The organism is Micromonospora sp. NPDC047521 (assembly GCF_055587305.1).
This window is the reverse complement of the sequence record NZ_JBVJGN010000005.1, coordinates 70506-87832: the sequence shown is the minus strand read 5'-3', so window position 1 is coordinate 87832 and position 17327 is coordinate 70506. Positions and strand designations below refer to the sequence as shown.

Annotated in this window: 14 protein-coding genes and 1 riboswitch; of the genes, 5 read left to right on the top strand and 9 right to left on the bottom strand. The window is 73.5% G+C overall.

Translation table 11 applies throughout. From position 1 onward, the window contains the following. Positions 1-116: 116 nt before the first annotated feature. Entirely contained in the window at positions 117-3764 is a 3648-nt protein-coding gene (locus ACZ6N8_RS13535; RefSeq protein ID WP_466009950.1) for a hypothetical protein, read from the top strand. An 11-nt stretch (positions 3765-3775) separates the two neighbouring features. On the opposite strand, the gene pspM is transcribed toward ACZ6N8_RS13535, so the two are convergent. The 7 genes from pspM to ACZ6N8_RS13500 all read right to left on the bottom strand — a co-directional run bounded on the left by pspM (position 3776) and on the right by ACZ6N8_RS13500 (position 10045). Next, entirely contained in the window at positions 3776-4561 is a 786-nt protein-coding gene (gene pspM, locus ACZ6N8_RS13530) for a phage shock envelope stress response protein PspM (RefSeq protein WP_466009948.1), read from the bottom strand. Between the two features lie 22 nt (positions 4562-4583). Beyond that, a complete protein-coding gene (locus tag ACZ6N8_RS13525) occupies positions 4584-5447 on the bottom strand; it encodes a PspA/IM30 family protein (protein ID WP_466009946.1) in 864 nt (287 codons plus the stop codon). A 202-nt stretch (positions 5448-5649) separates the two neighbouring features. Continuing rightward, complete coding sequence (locus ACZ6N8_RS13520) at positions 5650-6108, bottom strand: helix-turn-helix domain-containing protein (RefSeq protein WP_354823473.1); 459 nt, start codon at positions 6106-6108, stop codon at positions 5650-5652. 152 nt (positions 6109-6260) lie between these two features. Then, positions 6261-6800 (bottom strand): CinA family protein, encoded by a 540-nt coding sequence (locus ACZ6N8_RS13515; RefSeq protein ID WP_466009944.1) that lies wholly within the window; start codon positions 6798-6800, stop codon positions 6261-6263. An 88-nt stretch (positions 6801-6888) separates the two neighbouring features. Further along, positions 6889-7479: a CDP-diacylglycerol--glycerol-3-phosphate 3-phosphatidyltransferase gene (gene pgsA / locus ACZ6N8_RS13510; protein WP_466009942.1), complete on the bottom strand. Its 591-nt coding sequence runs from the start codon at positions 7477-7479 to the stop codon at positions 6889-6891. Positions 7480-7556: 77 nt separating this feature from the next. Continuing rightward, complete coding sequence (rimO, locus tag ACZ6N8_RS13505) at positions 7557-9059, bottom strand: 30S ribosomal protein S12 methylthiotransferase RimO (RefSeq protein WP_466009940.1); 1503 nt, start codon at positions 9057-9059, stop codon at positions 7557-7559. A gap of 62 nt (positions 9060-9121) precedes the next feature. Continuing rightward, a complete protein-coding gene (locus tag ACZ6N8_RS13500) occupies positions 9122-10045 on the bottom strand; it encodes an ornithine cyclodeaminase family protein (RefSeq protein WP_466010359.1) in 924 nt (307 codons plus the stop codon). A gap of 92 nt (positions 10046-10137) precedes the next feature. Next, a riboswitch (guanidine-III (ykkC-III) riboswitch) is annotated at positions 10138-10210 on the top strand. A gap of 55 nt (positions 10211-10265) precedes the next feature. On the opposite strand from ACZ6N8_RS13500, the gene ACZ6N8_RS13495 reads away from it, so the two are divergent. Continuing rightward, complete coding sequence (locus ACZ6N8_RS13495; RefSeq protein ID WP_139584787.1) at positions 10266-10580, top strand: DMT family transporter; 315 nt, start codon at positions 10266-10268, stop codon at positions 10578-10580. A 73-nt stretch (positions 10581-10653) separates the two neighbouring features. Next, positions 10654-10899 carry a hypothetical protein gene (locus tag ACZ6N8_RS13490; RefSeq protein WP_354823461.1) on the top strand — a complete coding sequence of 82 codons (246 nt, stop codon included), beginning with the start codon at positions 10654-10656 and terminating at the stop codon, positions 10897-10899. Positions 10900-10964: 65 nt separating this feature from the next. Here ACZ6N8_RS13490 and ACZ6N8_RS13485 read toward each other — a convergent pair whose 3' ends face one another. Continuing rightward, positions 10965-13418 carry a DNA translocase FtsK gene (locus tag ACZ6N8_RS13485; RefSeq protein WP_466009937.1) on the bottom strand — a complete coding sequence of 818 codons (2454 nt, stop codon included), beginning with the start codon at positions 13416-13418 and terminating at the stop codon, positions 10965-10967. A gap of 114 nt (positions 13419-13532) precedes the next feature. Between ACZ6N8_RS13485 and ACZ6N8_RS13480 the strand changes: the two genes are divergently transcribed. Together ACZ6N8_RS13480 and ACZ6N8_RS13475 are read left to right on the top strand one after the other, a co-directional pair. Then, positions 13533-14012, top strand: a complete 480-nt coding sequence (locus ACZ6N8_RS13480) for a type III secretion system chaperone family protein (protein ID WP_466009935.1) — start codon at positions 13533-13535, stop codon at positions 14010-14012. Next, entirely contained in the window at positions 14009-15580 is a 1572-nt protein-coding gene (locus ACZ6N8_RS13475; protein WP_466009933.1) for a YbjN domain-containing protein, read from the top strand. The genes ACZ6N8_RS13480 and ACZ6N8_RS13475 overlap by 4 nt, the downstream gene beginning before the upstream one ends. Positions 15581-15626: 46 nt before the next feature. On the opposite strand, the gene ACZ6N8_RS13470 is transcribed toward ACZ6N8_RS13475, so the two are convergent. Beyond that, a complete protein-coding gene (locus ACZ6N8_RS13470) occupies positions 15627-17315 on the bottom strand; it encodes a ribonuclease J (protein WP_139584782.1) in 1689 nt (562 codons plus the stop codon). Between the last annotated feature and the right edge of the window lie 12 nt (positions 17316-17327).

Here is a 17327-nt window from a genome sequence, read left to right as displayed (position 1 = left end):
ATTCCTATCTGGCCGTCCGCGTCGCATGCTGCGGTTGAGTGCTCACCGACCGTCAGCAGAGCATCGGGGTCGCCACGCCGGGGTGGCGGGCCTCGTGCCCCGACCCGGGGAGAGTCATGGCGATCTTCCGCAGACTCCGCTCCACCTTCTTCGAGCGCACCAGCCGCGACAGCCACGTCAACGGCCGGACGGCCTCCCTGGTGCCGGCCGCGCGGACCGCCGAACAGGTTGCGGGGACGACCGACCAGGTCGCTCCGACCACCAGCCTGGATCCGGCCGTCGCGCCGCGCAGCTTCGGCCCGGTGCCGAACTTCGCGTACAGCCCCCGACCGGCACGGGACGCCGACGGGCGGCTGGTGCCCGGCACCGGGCTGCGCAAGTTCGTCGACGCCCTCCCGGTCCCGGGTCAGGTGGGCGGCGCCGGGCTCGGCGCGTACCTGCCGGTGGCCGTCCCGGACACGATCAGCTATCCGGGCTGCGACTACTACGAGATCGGCCTCCAGGAGTACGCGCAACGCCTGCACCGGGACCTGCCGGCCACCCGGCTGCGCGGCTACCGGCAGCTCAACCTCGGCACCGACGCGTCGGGGCACAACACGGTGGCGCCCCCGGAGCGGCCCTGGCACCTCGGCCCGATGATCCTCGCCCGGCGGGGCCGGCCGGTCCGGGTGAAGTTCATCAACCAGCTCCCCACCGGCCGGGCCGGCGAGTTGTTCCTCCCGGTCGACGACACGGTCGCCGGCGCCGGCCTCGGCCCGCTGGACGGCCCGGCGCCGTACCCGCAGAACCGGGCGGTGCTGCACCTGGCCGGGGCTCTGACCGGCTGGACCAGCGCCGGCAACCCCGGGCAGTGGATCACCCCGGCCGGGGAGATCACCCCGTACCCGACCGGCACCGGCCTGGCCCACGTGCCGGACATGCCGCCGCCGGGAGCCGGGGCCACCACGCTCTACTACCCGAACGAGCAGAGCGGCCGGCTCATGTGGTTCCACGACAACACCCACGGACTGGCCCGACTCACCGTCTACGGTGGGCAGCTCGCGCTCTACCTGCTCACCGACCCGGCCGAGGACGAGCTGGTGGCCGACCAGGTGCTGCCGGCCGACCAGCTGCCGCTTGTCGTCGAGGACAAGACCTTCGTGCCGGACGACACCCAGCTCGCCGCCGAGGACCCGACCTGGGACCGGGAACGCTGGGGCGCCCGGGGCAGCCTCTGGCACCCGCACGTCTACCAGCCGCGCCAGGACCCGTACCGGCCCGGCGGGCGCAACCCGACCGGGCGGTGGGACTACGGCCCGTGGTCGGGCGACCCGGCCCCGGGCGGCGTCGGGAACGCGCCGACCTCGGCCGGACCGGTGCCCAACCCGCACCACGATCCGGTGGGAGCGCCTGACGAGCCACCCCTCGCGCCCGGTGTGCCGCACCCGTCCGCGGTGCCCGAGGCGTACGGCGACACCCCGCTGGTCAACGGCGTCGCCTACCCGTACCTGGAGGTGCGGCCCCGCGCGTACCGGTTCCGGATCCTCAACGCCTGCCTGGACCGCAGTCTCAACCTCCAGCTCTACCGGGCCTGCTCGGACGGGCCGGTGTGGACCCCGGACGGCGCCCTGGCCGACCCCGAGGCGGGCGAGGTGCCGATGGTGCCCGCCCTGCGGGCGGCGGACCGGCCGGCGGGCTGGCCGACCGACGGAAGGGACGGCGGGGTGCCGGACCCCCGCGCCGCCGGACCGGCATTCATCCAGATCGGCAACGAGGCAGGCCTGCTGCCCGCACCCGTGGTGCTGGCGAACCGGCCGGTCGGCTACCGCTACGACAGGCTCGACCCGACAGTGCTGAACGTCGACTGTCACACCCTGCTGCTCGCGCCCGGCGAACGGGCCGACGTGCTCGTCGACTTCTCCGCCGTGCCGCCCGGCAGCACGCTGATCCTGTACAACGACGCGCCCGCACCGCTGCCCGGCTTCGACGGGCGCTACGACCAGCACAGCGACGCCCCCGACCGGACCGCCGAGGGTGGCCCGCCCCCCACCGAACCGGGGTACGGCCCGAACACCCGCACCCTGCTCCAGTTCCGGGTCACCGGGGACGCGGAGCCGCCGTACGACCTGGCCCGGCTGCGCGACCGGCTCCCCCTGGCGTACGCGGCCAGCCAGCGCCCGCCGATCGTGCCGCAGCCGGCGTACGACACGGCGTTCGGCACCCGGACGGCACGGGAGACGACGGTGCCGGTGCACGCCGCCACGGTGACCTTCACCCCGGCGGGCGGCACCGGCCCGGTGACCCTGCCGGTTGAGGTCAAAGCCGTACAGCAGGTTTTCGAACCCGACAATGGGCGGCTGGCCGGCCGGCTCGGCGTCGGGCACCCGCACGCCGGGCCGTTGACCCCGGCGACCCTCCCCCTCGGCCCCACCGATCCGGTCACCGAGGTGCTGTTCGCCGCCGACCCGGCCGTGCCGATCGGAGCGCCGACCGACGGCACGCAGATCTGGCGGATCAGCGGCAACGTCAGGCAGACCGAGCCGCTGTGCTTCGGCGGCTGTGACGTGCAGGTCGTCAACCGGGTCGGCTGGGACGGCACGCTGCGCGCTCCGCACGGCGCCGAGCTGGGCTGGAAGGGCATCGTGCGGGTCAACCCCCGCGAGGACGTGGTGGTGGCCCTGCGCCCCGTCGCGCCGACCCTGCCGTTCAAGCTGGGCGACAGCGTCCGGCTGCTCGACCCGGGCCGCCCGGCCGGCACCCGGACCGGCTCGACGCCTGTCAGCCCCGCCGACGGGCGACCCGCCGTGGTGGTGAACCAGCTGGTCAACGTGGGCTGGGAGTACCGCTGGCACAGTCAGCGCGCCGCCCACCGCGACCTGGGGACGACCCGGCCGTTGGTGCTGCGGGTCGCGCCGAGGGCGCCCACCGGGCTGACCGCCACCCCGGTTCCGGGCTCGGCGACCGCGCTGCCGGCGATCGCGCTCGCCTGGACCGGCAACGGGGGCCGCCCGCCCGCCACCAGCCACGTCCTGCAACGGGCCACCGACGCGACGTTCGACGGCGAGGTCACCACCATCACCGTCGCGGCGACCGCCACCCGCTACACCGACGCGACAGTCACCCCCGGGGTGACGTACCACTACCGGATCCGGGCGGAGAACGCGGTCAGCTACTCGTCCTGGTCGAACAGCGTGCCCGCCTCGGTGCACCTGCCCGCCCCGGTCGGCATCGTCGCCACGGTCCTGCCGGCGGCACCGCTGCGGGTGGCCCTGCGCTGGACGAACAGGTCCTTCGCCACGGGCATCGACGTGCAACGCGCCACCAACCCGACGTTCAGCAGCGGCCCCGGCACCACGGCGATCGGGGTCGGCACCCACCACCTGGACGTCGCGGTCGCGCCGGACACCACGTACTACTACCGGGTCCGGACCACCTACCTGGGCGCCGCGTCGGCCTGGTCGACTGTCGCCGCGGTGAGCACCCCGGCCGCGCCGAGCACTCCCGGCGGGGTCAGCGCCACCGCCAGCGCGCCGGGCCCGGACACGGCGACTGTGGTCCTGGGCTGGACGGCGGACACGAGCGTCGGCTCAGGGGCCGGGTTCATCGTGCAACGGGCACTGGACCCGGTGTTCGACCGGGAGGTCGCGACCTTCACGGTGACCGGTCGCGGCTTCACCAACACGGGGCTGACCCGGGGCGTGACGTACCACTACCGGATCCGGTCGTTCAACGTCGTGGGCAGTTCGGCGTACACCGGCCCGGTCTCCGTCACCACGCCACCGTGACCGGCGTGCGGTCAGCGGGTGGGCGCGCGCAGCGGGGTGCCGGCGGTGCGCAGCTCGGCGAGCGCCGAGGCGACGCCGTGCAGCAGGTCGGTGGCCTCGGTGAGCCGGTCGGCGGCCGGGTGGGCGGCCTGCGGCCGGGCGTCCTCGGCCAGGTAGCCGGCGGCGGCCACCACGAGCCGTTCGTACGCCGCGACGCCGCTCTCCAACTGGGCGGCCAACGCGCCGTGCGCCTCGGCCAGCGGCGGGCGCGCGTCGGCCGGGGCCAGTCGCAGCGCACGTTCGACGCTCGCCACCCGGGCGGCCAGCTCGCGCAGCGAACTGTCGGCGGCGGCGGCCTCCAGCACCGCAGGCTCGGCGAGCCCGGTGAGGCGCGGCGCCATCCCGGCCAGGGTGAGGGCCGCCCGGTCCAGCCGGGCCCACGGCGCACCGGCGCTGGTGCCCCGCAACGCCACCCTGGAACGGACCCGGCGGACCTCGGCGAGAACCCCGTGGCCGACCGGCAGCCGCTCGACGGCCGCCACCAGCCGGGCCCGGGACCGGGCCGCGGCCTCGGCCGGGTCCAGCGCCGGGGGCGCCGGTCGGGCTGCCAGCGCCCGCAGGTCGATCCACCGCCAGGCGGCGAGCGCCACCGCGCTGCCCGCCGCGCCGGCCCAGGCCGCGTCGGGCAGACCGAGGCCGGCGTACGGGGTCAGCACCGCGGCGGCGCCGCCGAGCCCACCGGCCAGCACGCTCCACCGTCGGGCGGACCGGCGCAGCCGATCCAGCCGGCGGAAGTACCGGGTTCGCTCGTCTGCCACCTGACCTCCTCGGATGAGACGTTCAGCTGGCGGCTGTGGGGTCGCCGGTGCCGCGCTCGCGGGCCATGCTGGCGCGCAGCTCGTCCAACCGGGCCGCGGCGGCGGGGTCGGCCGCCTTCTCGGCCTGCGGCACTGCCTGCCGCTGCCCGGCGCCGCCGAGCTGCTCCCCGGCCATGCTGGAGCGGATCTGCTCCAGCCGGGCCGAGCCGGCCGAGTCGATGGTCGCCTTCTGGATCTCCAGCATGCGGCCCTCGACCGAGTTGCCTGCCAGTTCCGCGCGGCCCATCGCGTTGGCGTACCGCCGTTCGATGCGGTCCCGCACCTCGTCCAGCGACGGGGTGTTGGCGGGAGCGGCGAGCGACGACATCGACTCCAGCGAGCGGGCCACCGTCTCCTGCATCTTGGCCTGCTCCAGCTGGCTGAGCAGCTTGGTGCGCTCGGCGAGCTTCTGCTGGAGGATCATCGAGTTGTTCTCGACGGCCCGGCGGGCCTGCGCGGCGGCGCCCAACGCCTGGTCGTGCAGGGTCTTGAGGTCCTCGGTGGCCTGCTCGGCCGAGACCAGCTGGGTGGCGAGGGTCTGCGCGGACTGCTCGAACCGCCCGGCCTCGGCCTCGTCACCCTTGGCCCGGGCCTGGTCGGCGAGCACGAGCGCCTGCCGGGCGTTGCCCTGCAACCGCTCGACCTCGGACATCTGGCGGGACAGCTTCATCTCCAGCTGACGCTGGTTGCCGATGACCGCGGCGGCCTGCTGGACCAGCGCCTGGTGCTGCCGCTGGGCGTCCTCGATGGCCTGCTGGATCTGCACCTTCGGATCGGCGTGCTCGTCGATCTTGGCACCGAAGAGCGCCATCAGATAGTTCCAACCCTTGACGAACGGGTTCGCCATCTCCGCGGTATCCCCTCAGTCGCGTCACTCCACCCGCGGTCGGGACCGGACGAGCCGGCCGACCACGACCCCGGCCGGTCTCCATCGTCCCAGCCGAACGCCAGTACGGCATCCGTACCGGGCGGTCGACGGCACCGGCAGCTCCTGTGGGCAACCCTACGCGGCTGGGGCCGCCTCGCCCATTGTCAACAGGGAGGACGGCTCAGGCGGCGCAGACCACGTCCCGGTCGCGCTCGGTGGGGCGGACCCGGGTGCTGCGCAGGGTCGCCTTGAGCGGCGACTCGTGGCGGACCGAGACGGCGACCTTGCCGTCGGAGGTGACCTGGCGTACGCCGCGGTTGGTGCTCTTGCGGACGGCTGTCGCCGCGCCGACGGGCGCGGCCTCGGCCGGCTCGTCCTGCATGTCGACGAGCACACCGGGCATCTGCTCGGCGAGCGCCACCGTGTCGCTCACCTCGCGCAGCAATTCGGACAGGCGGGCTCCGAGGGCGTCACAGATCGCGGCCAGCAACTCGCTGGACGGCTCCTTGTGCCCGCGCTCGATCTCGGAGAGGTAGCCGAGGCTGACGTTCGCCGCGGTGGACACCTCGCGCAGGGTGCGGTGCTGCCCCTGCCGGCGCGCCCGCAGTGCGTCACCGATTACCCGGCGTAGCAGGACCATCGCACCTCCCCCTGAGGGATACTTCTCGCTCGGCGTCGGGCAGCCGGCCGCGGCGGACCGCGCCGGCTCCGAACGCCGGAGCCTTCCCGCAACCGTACCCGCTGCGGGCCCGCGCGACATCCCGCCCCGCCCGTCGGATGACCCGCGACGGCTCACCGGTGGCCGGCGCCGGCCGGGTCACGGGTCGCGTCGTCGGCGTGGATCCGTTCGGTGAGCAGCCGCAACGCCTCGGTCACCGCCGCCGACCTGATGTGGTCCCGCCCGCCGTCCAGATCGAGTTCGCGGACCTCGCTCCCGTTCGGGCCGGCCACCGCGACGTAGACCAGGCCGACAGGCTTGCCGTCCTGCGGCTCCGGACCGGCCACACCTGTGGTGGCGATTCCCCAGTCGGCGCCGCAGCGCTGCCGGCCGCCCTCGGCGAGCGCCGCCGCGACCTCCGGGTCCACCGGCCCGCGCTCGTCGAGCAGCCCGGTCGGTACGCCGGCCAGTGTGGCCTTCAGTTCGGTGGCGTAGACGACGAGCCCGCCCCGGTAGATCCCGCTGACCCCGGCGATCTCCACGATCGACGCGGCCAGCAGCCCGCCGGTGAGCGACTCGACGGTGGCCAGCGTCTCGTGCCGCTGCGAGAGGCTGTGCACGGCTCCGGCCGCCGGACTGCCCACCGCCGGCTCAGAGCCCTGATCCTTCTGCATCGAACCCTCCTTCCCCACTCGCCGCCACCCAACCCTCCCACTCCGACGTCGCCGATCATGAGCCCGACGGCGACCCGCCGTGGACAGGTCAGCGGGGGCGGCGCAGGCGGACGGCCTGGACGATGTAGTCGAAGCCCGTCACGACCGTCACCAGCACGGCGGCGGCCATGATCCACGGGCCGACGACGGCGAGGGCCGCCGGCATCGGCCAGAGGTACCAGGCGATGGCGAGGATCTGGAGCGCCGTCTTGACCTTGCCGCCGCGGCTGGCGGCGATCACGCCGTGCCTGATCACCCAGAACCGCAGCCCGGTGATGCCCAGCTCGCGGACGAGGATCAGCGCCGTCACCCACCAGGGCAGCCGGTCGTACCAGGAGAGCAGCACCAGGGCCGCGCCGGTGAGCGCCTTGTCGGCGATCGGGTCGGCCACCTTGCCCACCGAGGTGACCAGGGCGAACCGGCGGGCGATCCAGCCGTCCACCAGGTCCGTCGCCGAGGCCACCGCGAAGATCAGGCAGGCCGCCATCCGCCAGCCGGAATGGGTCATCCCGGACGCGATCACCGAGGCGGCGAAGACCGGAACCAGGACCAGTCGCAGGGCGGTGAGCGCGTTCGCCGCGTTGAGGACGGGCACCACGGCCACCACCCGGCCCGGCGTCGACCCGGTCGCCCCCGTCACCGCCGCACTCCGCTCGGGCCGCCGTGGCGTTCCCGGCACCGCACCACCTGGCTCCCCCGCTCCGCTCGGACCCGCCGTCACCGTGCCGCGCCGGGCGCCGCCGAGATCATCTCATCTGGCACGGCGAGCAGGTCCACCCCTTCGGTGCCGGTCACCGTCGCGCGGACCAGGTCACCCGGGCGCAGGGCGGCCAGGTCGACCCCACCCTCGGCCGGAGCGACGAGGGTCGTCGAGCCGTCCACCTCGGGCGCCTGGTGCGCCGCCCGGCCCTCCACCACACCGTCGTCGATCGAGTCGACGAGCACCTCGACGGTCGAACCGAGACGGTCCTCGGCCCGCTGCGAGCACAGCTCGTCGGCGAGCGCGCTGAGCCGGTCGTACCGTCGCTTGATCGTCGCGGCGGAGACCTTGCCGGGCAGCCCGGCGGCCTCGGTGCCGTCCTCGTCGCTGTAGTCGAACATGCCTATCGCGTCGAGCCGGGCCTCGGTGAGGAACCGGACCAGCTCGTCGACGTCCCCACGGGTCTCGCCTGGGAAGCCGACGATGAAGTTGCTCCGCGCGCCCGCCTCCGGCGCCAACTCGCGGGCGCTGGCCAGCAGCTCCAGGAAGCGGTCGGTGGAGCCGAAACGGCGCATCCGGCGCAGCACCGGCTCACTGGAGTGCTGGAACGACAGGTCGAAGTACGGTGCCACGCCCGGCGTACCGGCGATCGCCGCGACCAGGCCCGGTCGGGTCTCGGCCGGCTGGAGGTAACTCACCCGCACCCGGACGATGCCGGACACCGCGGCGAGCTGCGGCAGCAGCTTCTCCAACGCCCGGGGGTCACCCAGGTCCTTGCCGTACGAGGTGGAGTTCTCGCTGACCAGCACCAGCTCCCGTACGCCGGTCTTGGCCAGCCACTCCGCCTCGGCGAGCAGCTCGTCGGGCGTACGCGACACGAACGCCCCACGGAAGGCGGGGATCGCGCAGAACGCGCAGCGGCGGTCACACCCGCTGGCCAGCTTCAGCGAGGCGACCGGGCCCGTGTCCAGTCGGTGGCGCAACACCTGCCGCAGGTGCGCAGGGGTGTGCTCGTCGGTGTCGACTGTGGCCCGCGTCACGGTGCCGTGCCCGGGCAGCGAGACGGCGGTGTCGCGCCGCTGCACCGGGGTCAGCGGCAGCAGCTCACGACGGTCCCGGGGGGTGTGCGCGGTGACCTGCTCGCCGGCGACCACCGCGTTCAGGCGGGCGGCGATGTCGGGGTAGTCGTCGAAGCTCAGCACAGCCTGCGCCTCGGGCAGGCTGTCGGCCAGCTCCCTGCCGTACCGCTCGGCCATGCAGCCCGCGGCGACCACCTTGGCGCCGGTCCCGGCGGCGGCGAGCAGGGTCTGGATGGAGTCCTGCTTGGCCTTCTCCACGAAGCCGCAGGTGTTGACGACCACCACGTCGGCGCCCTCGCCGTCGGTGGTCACCTGCCAGCCGTCGGCGTGCAGCCGGGCGGCCAGCTCCTCCGAGTCGACCTCGTTGCGGGCACAGCCCAGGGTCAGCAGGGCGACACGACGGCCCTCGGCGTTGGCATCAGGGGAGGTGGCAGACACCATCCGAGGGTACCGGGCCGGCCTGGGACACCCACGCACGCGTACCAGCACCTGCCGGGTGAGGGTCACCGCGTCGGGGCGGCCACCCGCGTCAGACGGTCGAGCAGGAAGACCTCGGTGCCGGACAGGCCTGTGGAGCAGAAGACGGAGATCTGGTCCGCGGTGGTCCGGCCGGGGACCGCGCCGGCCAGGATGCCGCCCAGATCCCGCAACCGCCCGCCGTACGGGGGTGTGGCCGCGAGCATCGGCGGCCGGTAGTCCGCCGCCTGGGCGGGCGAGTCGGTGACCAGCAGCTCGGCGACTTCAAGCAGGTCGGTGCCGAACTCGCTGCGATCACGCTGTTTGAAGCCGACCGCGTTGACGTGCGTGCCGGGGCTCAGGTCGGCGGCGTCGAGCACCGGGGTGGGGCTGGTGGTGGCGAGCACCACGATGTCCCGGCCGGCCACGGCGGCGCCCGGGTCGGTCACCGGGCGGGCCGGCACGCCCAGTTCGGCGCGGACGCGGGCGGCGAAGGCGTCCCGCCGGGCGGCGGAGCGGCTGTGCACCACGACGTCGCGCAGGGGTCGGACCGCGGCGGCGGCCCACACCTGGCTCCACGCCTGCCGCCCCGAGCCGATCACCGCGAGGGTCGCCGCGTCGGGCCGGGCCAGCGCGTCGACTGCGACACCACCCAACCCTCCGGTACGCCGGGAGCCCAGCTCCTCGCCCACGGCGACCGCCCGGATCGCCCCGGTGCCGGCGTCGTGCAGGACGACGAGCTGCTCGGCCTGCGGGTGCCCGAAGGTGTCGTACGAGCGGAAGCCGTACCACTCGTCGACCAGGTGCCCGGCGGTGAGCACCATCCGCCCACCGGCCAGCGGGGCGGCGGCCCGGGGCGGGGCGACCAGCCGGCCGTCGTACGCGGCCAGCAGGGCGTCCCGCATGGCGTCGACGGTGGTGGTGGCGTCCAGCGCGGCGGCGACCTCGGAGTCGGCGTAGAGCAGGGTCATGATTGCCATAGTGCAAGTTGAAGCGAGGTAGAGGTCAACGCGAGGTGTCGGGAGTCACCGCACCCGACGCCGGGCCGGTGCTAGCGTCGGCTCCGGTGGCCGTGGACACTCGCGGCCGCCCCGGACGAGTGGTGGGCGTACCCGGTCAGGCCAAGACGCCCCGCGTGATGTGCCGACTCGTCCCGGTGCGCAGCCCGGGCGCCCGACCCGTGAGGTGGACATGGCCTGGCTCGTACTGGTGATCTCGGGACTGCTGGAGACGGCGTGGGCGACCGCCCTGGACCGCAGCGCCGGCCTCAGCCGACTGGTACCGACAGTGGTGTTCGTGGTGACCCTGGTGCTAAGCATGGCCGGTCTGGCGTACGCGTTGCGGGAGATCCCGGTCGGCACCGGGTACGCGGTCTGGGTCGGCATCGGCGCGGTCGGCACCGCGCTGGTCGGGATGCTGGCGCTCGGCGAGTCGGCGAGTCTGCCCCGGATCCTGTGCCTGCTGCTCGTGGTCGCGGGCGTGGTCGGCCTCAAGGTCTTCCACTGAAAAGCACGCGTGACAGGCCCCCACAGTGGGTAGTGATCGATACGTCACGACAGGCTCTCAAACGGAGGACGACATGGCCAACATGTCCAGCACCGCCCGCCCGCGCAGCAACGCCGCCCGGATCCTCACCATCGTGGGCTTCGTCTTCGCGGTCCTCGCCCTGCTGCTCAACCCGATCATCTTCGGCGTGCTCGGCGTCATCGCGGGCATCGTCGGCGCGGTGCTCGGCGACAAGCCCCTGGGCTGGTACGCCGCCGCGGCCAGCGTCCTCGCCGCGATCATCAGCCTGGTGATCATCGGCGCTCTGATCAACAACTGACCGCACTCCGACACGGGCCCGCCGGCTACCGGCGGGCCCGTCGCGTGTCCGGAGGTCGGACGACGTCAGTCCACGTCGCCGCGCAGGCCACTCAGGACGTCCTCCAGCTCGTCCGGCTTGATCAGCACGTCGCGCGCCTTCGACCCCTCCGACGGCCCCACCACGCCCCGGGTCTCCATCAGGTCCATCAGACGACCCGCCTTGGCGAAACCGACACGCAGCTTGCGCTGGAGCATCGAGGTCGAGCCGAACTGCGAGGTGACCACCAGTTCCACCGCCTGCACCAGCAGATCCAGGTCGTCGCCGATGTCCTCGTCGATCTTCTTCTTGCTCTCCTGCGCGGGAGCCAGCACGTCCGGGCGGAACTCCGGCTCGCGCTGGTCCTTGCAGAACTTCACCACGTCGGCGATTTCCCGCTCGGTGACCCAGGCGCCCTGGATCCGTACCGGCTTCGACGCGCCCATCGGCAGGAAGAGCCCGTCACCCCGGCCGAGAAGCTTCTCCGCGCCCGGCTGGTCCAGGATGACCCGCGAGTCGGCGAGGGACGAGGTCGCGAACGCCAACCGGGACGGCACGTTCGCCTTGATCAGACCCGTCACCACGTCGACCGAGGGACGCTGCGTGGCCAGCACGAGGTGGATGCCCGCCGCCCGGGCCAGCTGCGTGATCCGGACGACCGAGTCCTCCACGTCGCGCGGCGCGACCATCATCAGGTCCGCCAGCTCGTCCACGATCACCAGCAGGTACGGGTACGGACGCATCTCCCGTTCGCTGCCCGGCGGGGCCTTGATCTCGCCGTTGCGCACCTTGCGGTTGAAGTCGTCGATGTGCCGCACGCCGTTCGCGGCGAGGTCGTCGTAGCGCATGTCCATCTCGCGGACCACCCAGTCCAGCGAGTCCGCCGCCTTCTTGGCGTTCGTCACGATCGGCGTGACCAGGTGCGGGATGCCCTCGTAGCCGGTCATCTCGACCCGCTTCGGGTCGATCAGCAGCAACCGCACCTCGTCCGGGGTGGCCCGGGTCAGGATGGACACCAGCAGCGTGTTGAGGCACGACGACTTGCCGGCACCCGTCGCGCCGGCGATCAGGATGTGCGGCATCTTGGCGAGGTTGGCCACCACGTAGCCGCCCTCGATGTCCTTGCCGAGCGCCACCACCATCGGATGGTGGTCGCTTGTCGCCGCCCGCGAACGCAGCACGTCGCCCAGCGCCACGTTCTCCGGGTCGGTGTTGGGGATCTCCACACCGACCGCGCTCTTGCCCGGGATCGGGCTGAGGATCCGCACGTCCGGCGACTTCACGGCGTACGCGATGTTGCGGGACAGCTGCGTGATCCGTTCGACCTTCACGCCGTGCCCCAGCTCCACCTCGTACCGGGTGACCGTGGGGCCGCGGGTGAAGCCGGTGACCGCCGCGTCCACGTCGAACTGGTCGAACACGCCGGTGAGCGCGGCGATCACCTCGTCGTTGGCCTTGCTGCGGGTCTTGGGCGCGGCGCCGCTGCTGAGCATGTTCGCCGGCGGCAGCGTGTAGTCACCGGCGAGCCCGGTCAACGCCAACTGCTCGGCCCGCGTCGGAGCGGGCGAGTGCTCCGGCGGCTCGACCGGCTTGCGGCTGGCCGGCACCTTCGACGGCGCCTTGCGCGGCAGGACCATGGTCTCCTGGAGGTCGGCACCCTCCAGATCCTCGAAGTCGTCCGGGTCAAGCGGTGGCGGCATCCGCTTGGCCGGTCGCTTGCGCGCCGGCCGGGCCGCCGGCTCCTCCGACTCCTCGGTGGCCTCCGGTGGCGCCACCAGCTGACCGGCGAGCAGACCCAGCCGCTCGGGGATCTTGTTGATGGGTGTCGCGGTGACCACCAGCAGGCCGAAGAGGAGCAGCAGGACCAGCAGCGGGACGGCGACCCACGCGGTGACAGCCCGCTCCAGCAGCCCGCCGACACCCGCGCCGACCAGGCCGCCGGCGTAGTCACGCTGCACGGTGTCCGTCGGGTCCTGACCGATCTGGAGCAGCGCGGCTGTCGCCACCAGCAGCGAACCCCAGCCGATCAACCCGCGGCCCCGGTGCGCCGGGTCCGCCGGCTGACGCATCAGCCGCCACGCCCCGATCATCAACAGCACAGGTACGACCACGGAGATCGCACCCAGGAACAGCCGGATCGTGTCGGCCAGGCGCGCACCCACCGGACCGGCACCCGACAACCAGAGCGCCACGGCGCTGAGCAGGGCCAACCCGAACAGGAGCAGCCCCGCCCCGTCGCGGCGGTGCTCCGGGTCGAGGTCGCGGGCCGAGGCCGCCTGCCGACCGGCGGCGCGCACCGCCCAGCCCATCCCGTGCGCCAGACCCATCCACAGTGCACCGACGGCGCGGCCGACGTACACCGCCGGACCCGGCCGCGCGGGAGTCGTGCGCCGGCGTACCGGCGCCCTGGTCTTCTTCGCCGGTTGGCGGGCACGGTTGTTGGTGCCACCGCGCGGCGACGCGCCGCGCCGCCGGCTCGCCTGAGAGGTACGGCCCGCCATAGAGTCACGGTAACGGCGGGACCCGGCAGAACGCCGCTTTTCCGGGTCGTGTCCGCGCGTCGCAGCACGGACCGCGCCGTCGGTCGTGATATCCGCCTCAGAAGGGATGCCCCCATGGCGTCGCCGGGATTCGAGGACGGTCCGGACGATCCGCTTGCCGGGCACCCCGACGTGTTGCGCCCACTGACCGGCGAACTGGTCGCCGCGGTGCTCGCCGCGCGGGGCCGAGCGGTCGGGCGGGCGGTGAACGGCGACCTGGTGGGCCGCTTCGACGACACCCTGATCTGGTTCCTGCGCGTCGGCGCGGCCGGCGAACTGCTCCAGGTCCGCACGATGGTCACGCCCACCTTCGGGATCGAACGGGTGCCGGAGCTGTACGCCTTCTGCAACTCGTGGAACCACGACCGGCTCTGGCCCAAGGCGTTCGTGCACGTCGACGACGGCGGCCGGGCGCGGGTCTACGGCGAGGTGATCACCGACCTGGAGCGGGGGGTGACCCCGCACCAGCTGGACCAGCTGCTCGACTGTGGCATCTCGGCCGGCTGTCAACTCGCCGTGGCCGTCGCTCGGCTGCCCGGCGCGGTGCCGGCGTGACCGTACACCGCGATCCGGCGCTGGCGAGCGCGCTCGCCGACGCACGCGACCTGCCCGACGGACCGGACCGGCTGCTCGCCCTCGAACGGCTCGCCGAGCGGGCTGACGCGGCGGGAGACCTCAGGTCCGCACTGGACGCCCGGTTCGCGCTCGTCGACGCGTACCTGCTGCACGGCGAACGGTGGCGGCTGGTCGAACCGGTACGCCGGTGCCGGGCCGCCGCCGACTACCGTCCCGAGCTGCTCACCGACGACGAGGTCCCGCTGCTGCTACGCCTTCAGCGCTACGCGGTGGAGGCGCTTCTCGGCACCCCCCGGGTGGGACTGGACCAGACCCGGTCCCTCCTGGACGATCTCGCCCACCGGGTCGGGGCGGACGGTCCCGACGCGCCTACCGTCGCCGAGCTGCGCTGCCGGATCGCCGACCACCTCGGCGACGAGCCCACCGCCCGGCACTGGTACCAACGGTGGGCCGGCACGGTCGGCGGGCCGTCCGGTGGTTGCCCCGGCTGCGCACCGGCCCGCCGGGCGGAGCTGCTCGCCGGCTGGGGAGAGTGGCGGGCCGCACTGATCGAGCTGGCCGAACCCACAGGCGACGCGGTGGACTGCACGGACCAGCCCGAGCGGGCGCTCGTGGCCGGGCTGCTGCCCGAGCTGCGCGTCGGCGAGCCGGAACGGGCCGCCGCGGCGCACCTGCGGGCGTACCGGCGGCACCGGCGTGAACGCGCGGCGTTCCCGTACCTCGCCGCGCACCTTCGGTTCTGCGCCCTGGGCGGGCACCTGGAACGCGGGCTCGCCATCCTGGCCGAGCAGCTGCCCCGGCTGGACCGACCCACCGACGACCTCGCCGCGATGGAGTTCGCCGCCGCCGGAGCACTGGTCTGCGCGCTGGCCGTCGAGGCAGGCCTCGGCGTGCGCACGGTGCCCCGCCCGGCATACGGCGGGCGACCGGCCACCGACCTGGACGTCGCCACCCTGGGCGCCCTGCTTCTCGCGATCGCCAACGAGCTGGCCGGCAGCTTCGACGCCCGCAACGGCACCGGTCACCACTCCGGCCGGATGGCCGCCTGGCTGGCCGAACGCCCCGTGGCGGCGCCGGTGCCCCTGCCGGCCGACGACGCCCAGCCCGACTCCCGCGACGACGACGAAGCCGATGACGGACGCGAGTTGGCGACCCTGACCATCGACATGATCACCGCCGCGCTGGACCGGCGCGGGGACCGGTACGCCGTGGACGAGGGCGCCACTGTGGTCGGCCGGTGGGGTGCCGTGGTGATCCAGTTCCGTCGGGCCGGCGAACGCGGTGAGGTGCTGCACGCCCGCGCCATGGCCGCCCGTCGGCTGCCGGCGAGCCGCCGCGCCGAGGCGTACGCCTTCTGCAACGCCTGGAACCACGACCGGCTGCTGCCCAAGGCGTACGCGCACGACCTCGGCGAGGAACTGGTGCTGGCCGGCGACGTGGCCACCGACCTGGCGCACGGGGTGGCCCCGGAGCAGCTCACGGTGCTGGTGGACGCCGCCATCGCCACAGGGGTCGCGTACGCCGAGGCGGTCGCCGCGCTGCCCTGACCGCCGGTCCGCCCTCTCGGACGGACCGGCGGTCAGTGCGACGTGCTCAGACCTCGACGACGGTGGGCACGATCATCGGACGACGACGGTACGCGTCGTTGACCCACCGCCCCACGGTCCGCCTGACGATCTGCTGGAGCTGGTGCGGGTCGGTGATGCCGTCCGCCGCCGCCCGGTTCAGCGCCTCGGTGACCAGCGGGATCACCGGGTTGAACGCCTCCGGGTCCTCGGAGAAGCCCTTCGCCGACAGCGTCGGGCCGGCGACCACCTTGCCGGTGACCGAGTCGACGACCACCGTGGTGGCGATGAAACCGCCGTCGCCGAGGATTCGCCGTTCGGTGAGCAGCGACTCGCTGACGTCGCCGACGGCGAGGCCGTCGACGTAGACGTACCGGCTCTTCACGTGCCCGACGAGGCTGGCCCGGCCCTCGACCAGGTCGACCACGTCGCCGTCCTCGCAGATGACCACCCGGTCGGCGGCCACCCCGGACTCGATGCCGAGCCGGGCGTGGGCGCGCAGGTGACGCCACTCGCCGTGCACCGGCATCAGATTGCTGGGCCGGACCACGTTGAGCAGGTAGAGCAGCTCCCCGGCGGGGGCGTGGCCGGAGACGTGCACCTTCGCCACGTCCTTGTGCACCACGACCGCGCCCGCCCGGGCCAGCCTGTTGATCACCCGGTAGACCGAGGTCTCGTTGCCGGGGACCAGCGAGGATGCCAGCACTACCGTGTCGCCGGGGGCGATGGTGATGTGCCTGTGGTCGCCGCTGGCCATCCGGCCCAGTGCGCTCATCGGCTCACCCTGCGACCCGGTGGACATCAGCACGATCTGCTCGGGAGGCAGCGTGGTCGCCTCCTCGATCCCGATGACCAGGCCGGCTGGGATGTTGAGCAGGCCCAGGTCCCGGGCGATGCCCATGTTGCGGACCATGGACCGGCCGATCAGCGCGACCTTGCGGCCGTGCTCGGCGGCGGAGTCGAAGACCTGCTGCACGCGGTGCACGTGCGAGGCGAACGACGCCACGATGATCCGGCCCTTGGCCTTCGCGAAGATCGAGTCGAGCACCGGCCCGATCTCCCGCTCCGGGGTGACGAAGCCGGGGATCTCCGCGTTGGTGGAGTCGGACAGCAGCAGGTCGACGCCCTCGGCGCCGAGCCGGGCGAAGCCGGCCAGGTCGGTGATCCGGCCGTCCAGCGGGAGCTGGTCCATCTTGAAGTCGCCCGTGTGCAGCACCAGGCCGGCCGGGGTGCGGATGGCCACGGCGAGCGCGTCCGGGATGGAGTGGTTGACCGCGAAGAACTCGCACTCGAACGGGCCGAGCCGCTCCCGGCCGCCCTCGCGCACGGTGAGCGTGTACGGCTGGATGCGCCGCTCGGCGAGCTTCGCCTCGACCAGGGCGAGGGTGAACTGCGAGCCGACCAGGGGGATGTCGGGCTTGTGGGCGAGCAGGTACGGCACCGCGCCGATGTGGTCCTCGTGGCCGTGGGTCAGCACGATCGCCTGGACGTCGGCCAGCCGGTCCAGGATCGGGCCGAAGTCGGGCAGGATCAGGTCCACGCCCGGCTGCTCGACGTCGGGGAAGAGCACCCCGCAGTCCACGATCAGCAACTTGCCGTCGTACTCGAAGACGGTCATGTTCCGACCGATGGCGCCGAGCCCGCCGAGCGGGATGATCCGCAGGCCACCTTCCGGCAGCGGCGGGGGTAGTTCCGCCTCGATGTGCGCCTCGGTCACTCGTCCACCTCA

Excerpts from the sequence above, each read along its gene's own strand:
- ACZ6N8_RS13535 (WP_466009950.1), top strand. The coding sequence starts at position 117 with ATGGCGATCTTCCGCAGACTCCGCTCCACCTTCTTCGAGCGCACCAGC.
- ACZ6N8_RS13525 (WP_466009946.1), bottom strand. The coding sequence starts at position 5,447 with ATGGCGAACCCGTTCGTCAAGGGTTGGAACTATCTGATGGCGCTCTTC.
- ACZ6N8_RS13520 (WP_354823473.1), bottom strand. The coding sequence starts at position 6,108 with ATGGTCCTGCTACGCCGGGTAATCGGTGACGCACTGCGGGCGCGCCGG.
- ACZ6N8_RS13515 (WP_466009944.1), bottom strand. The coding sequence starts at position 6,800 with ATGCAGAAGGATCAGGGCTCTGAGCCGGCGGTGGGCAGTCCGGCGGCC.
- rimO (WP_466009940.1), bottom strand. The coding sequence starts at position 9,059 with ATGGTGTCTGCCACCTCCCCTGATGCCAACGCCGAGGGCCGTCGTGTC.
- ACZ6N8_RS13500 (WP_466010359.1), bottom strand. The coding sequence starts at position 10,045 with ATGACCCTGCTCTACGCCGACTCCGAGGTCGCCGCCGCGCTGGACGCC.
- ACZ6N8_RS13495 (WP_139584787.1), top strand. The coding sequence starts at position 10,266 with ATGGCCTGGCTCGTACTGGTGATCTCGGGACTGCTGGAGACGGCGTGG.
- ACZ6N8_RS13490 (WP_354823461.1), top strand. The coding sequence starts at position 10,654 with ATGGCCAACATGTCCAGCACCGCCCGCCCGCGCAGCAACGCCGCCCGG.
- ACZ6N8_RS13485 (WP_466009937.1), bottom strand. The coding sequence starts at position 13,418 with ATGGCGGGCCGTACCTCTCAGGCGAGCCGGCGGCGCGGCGCGTCGCCG.
- ACZ6N8_RS13480 (WP_466009935.1), top strand. The coding sequence starts at position 13,533 with ATGGCGTCGCCGGGATTCGAGGACGGTCCGGACGATCCGCTTGCCGGG.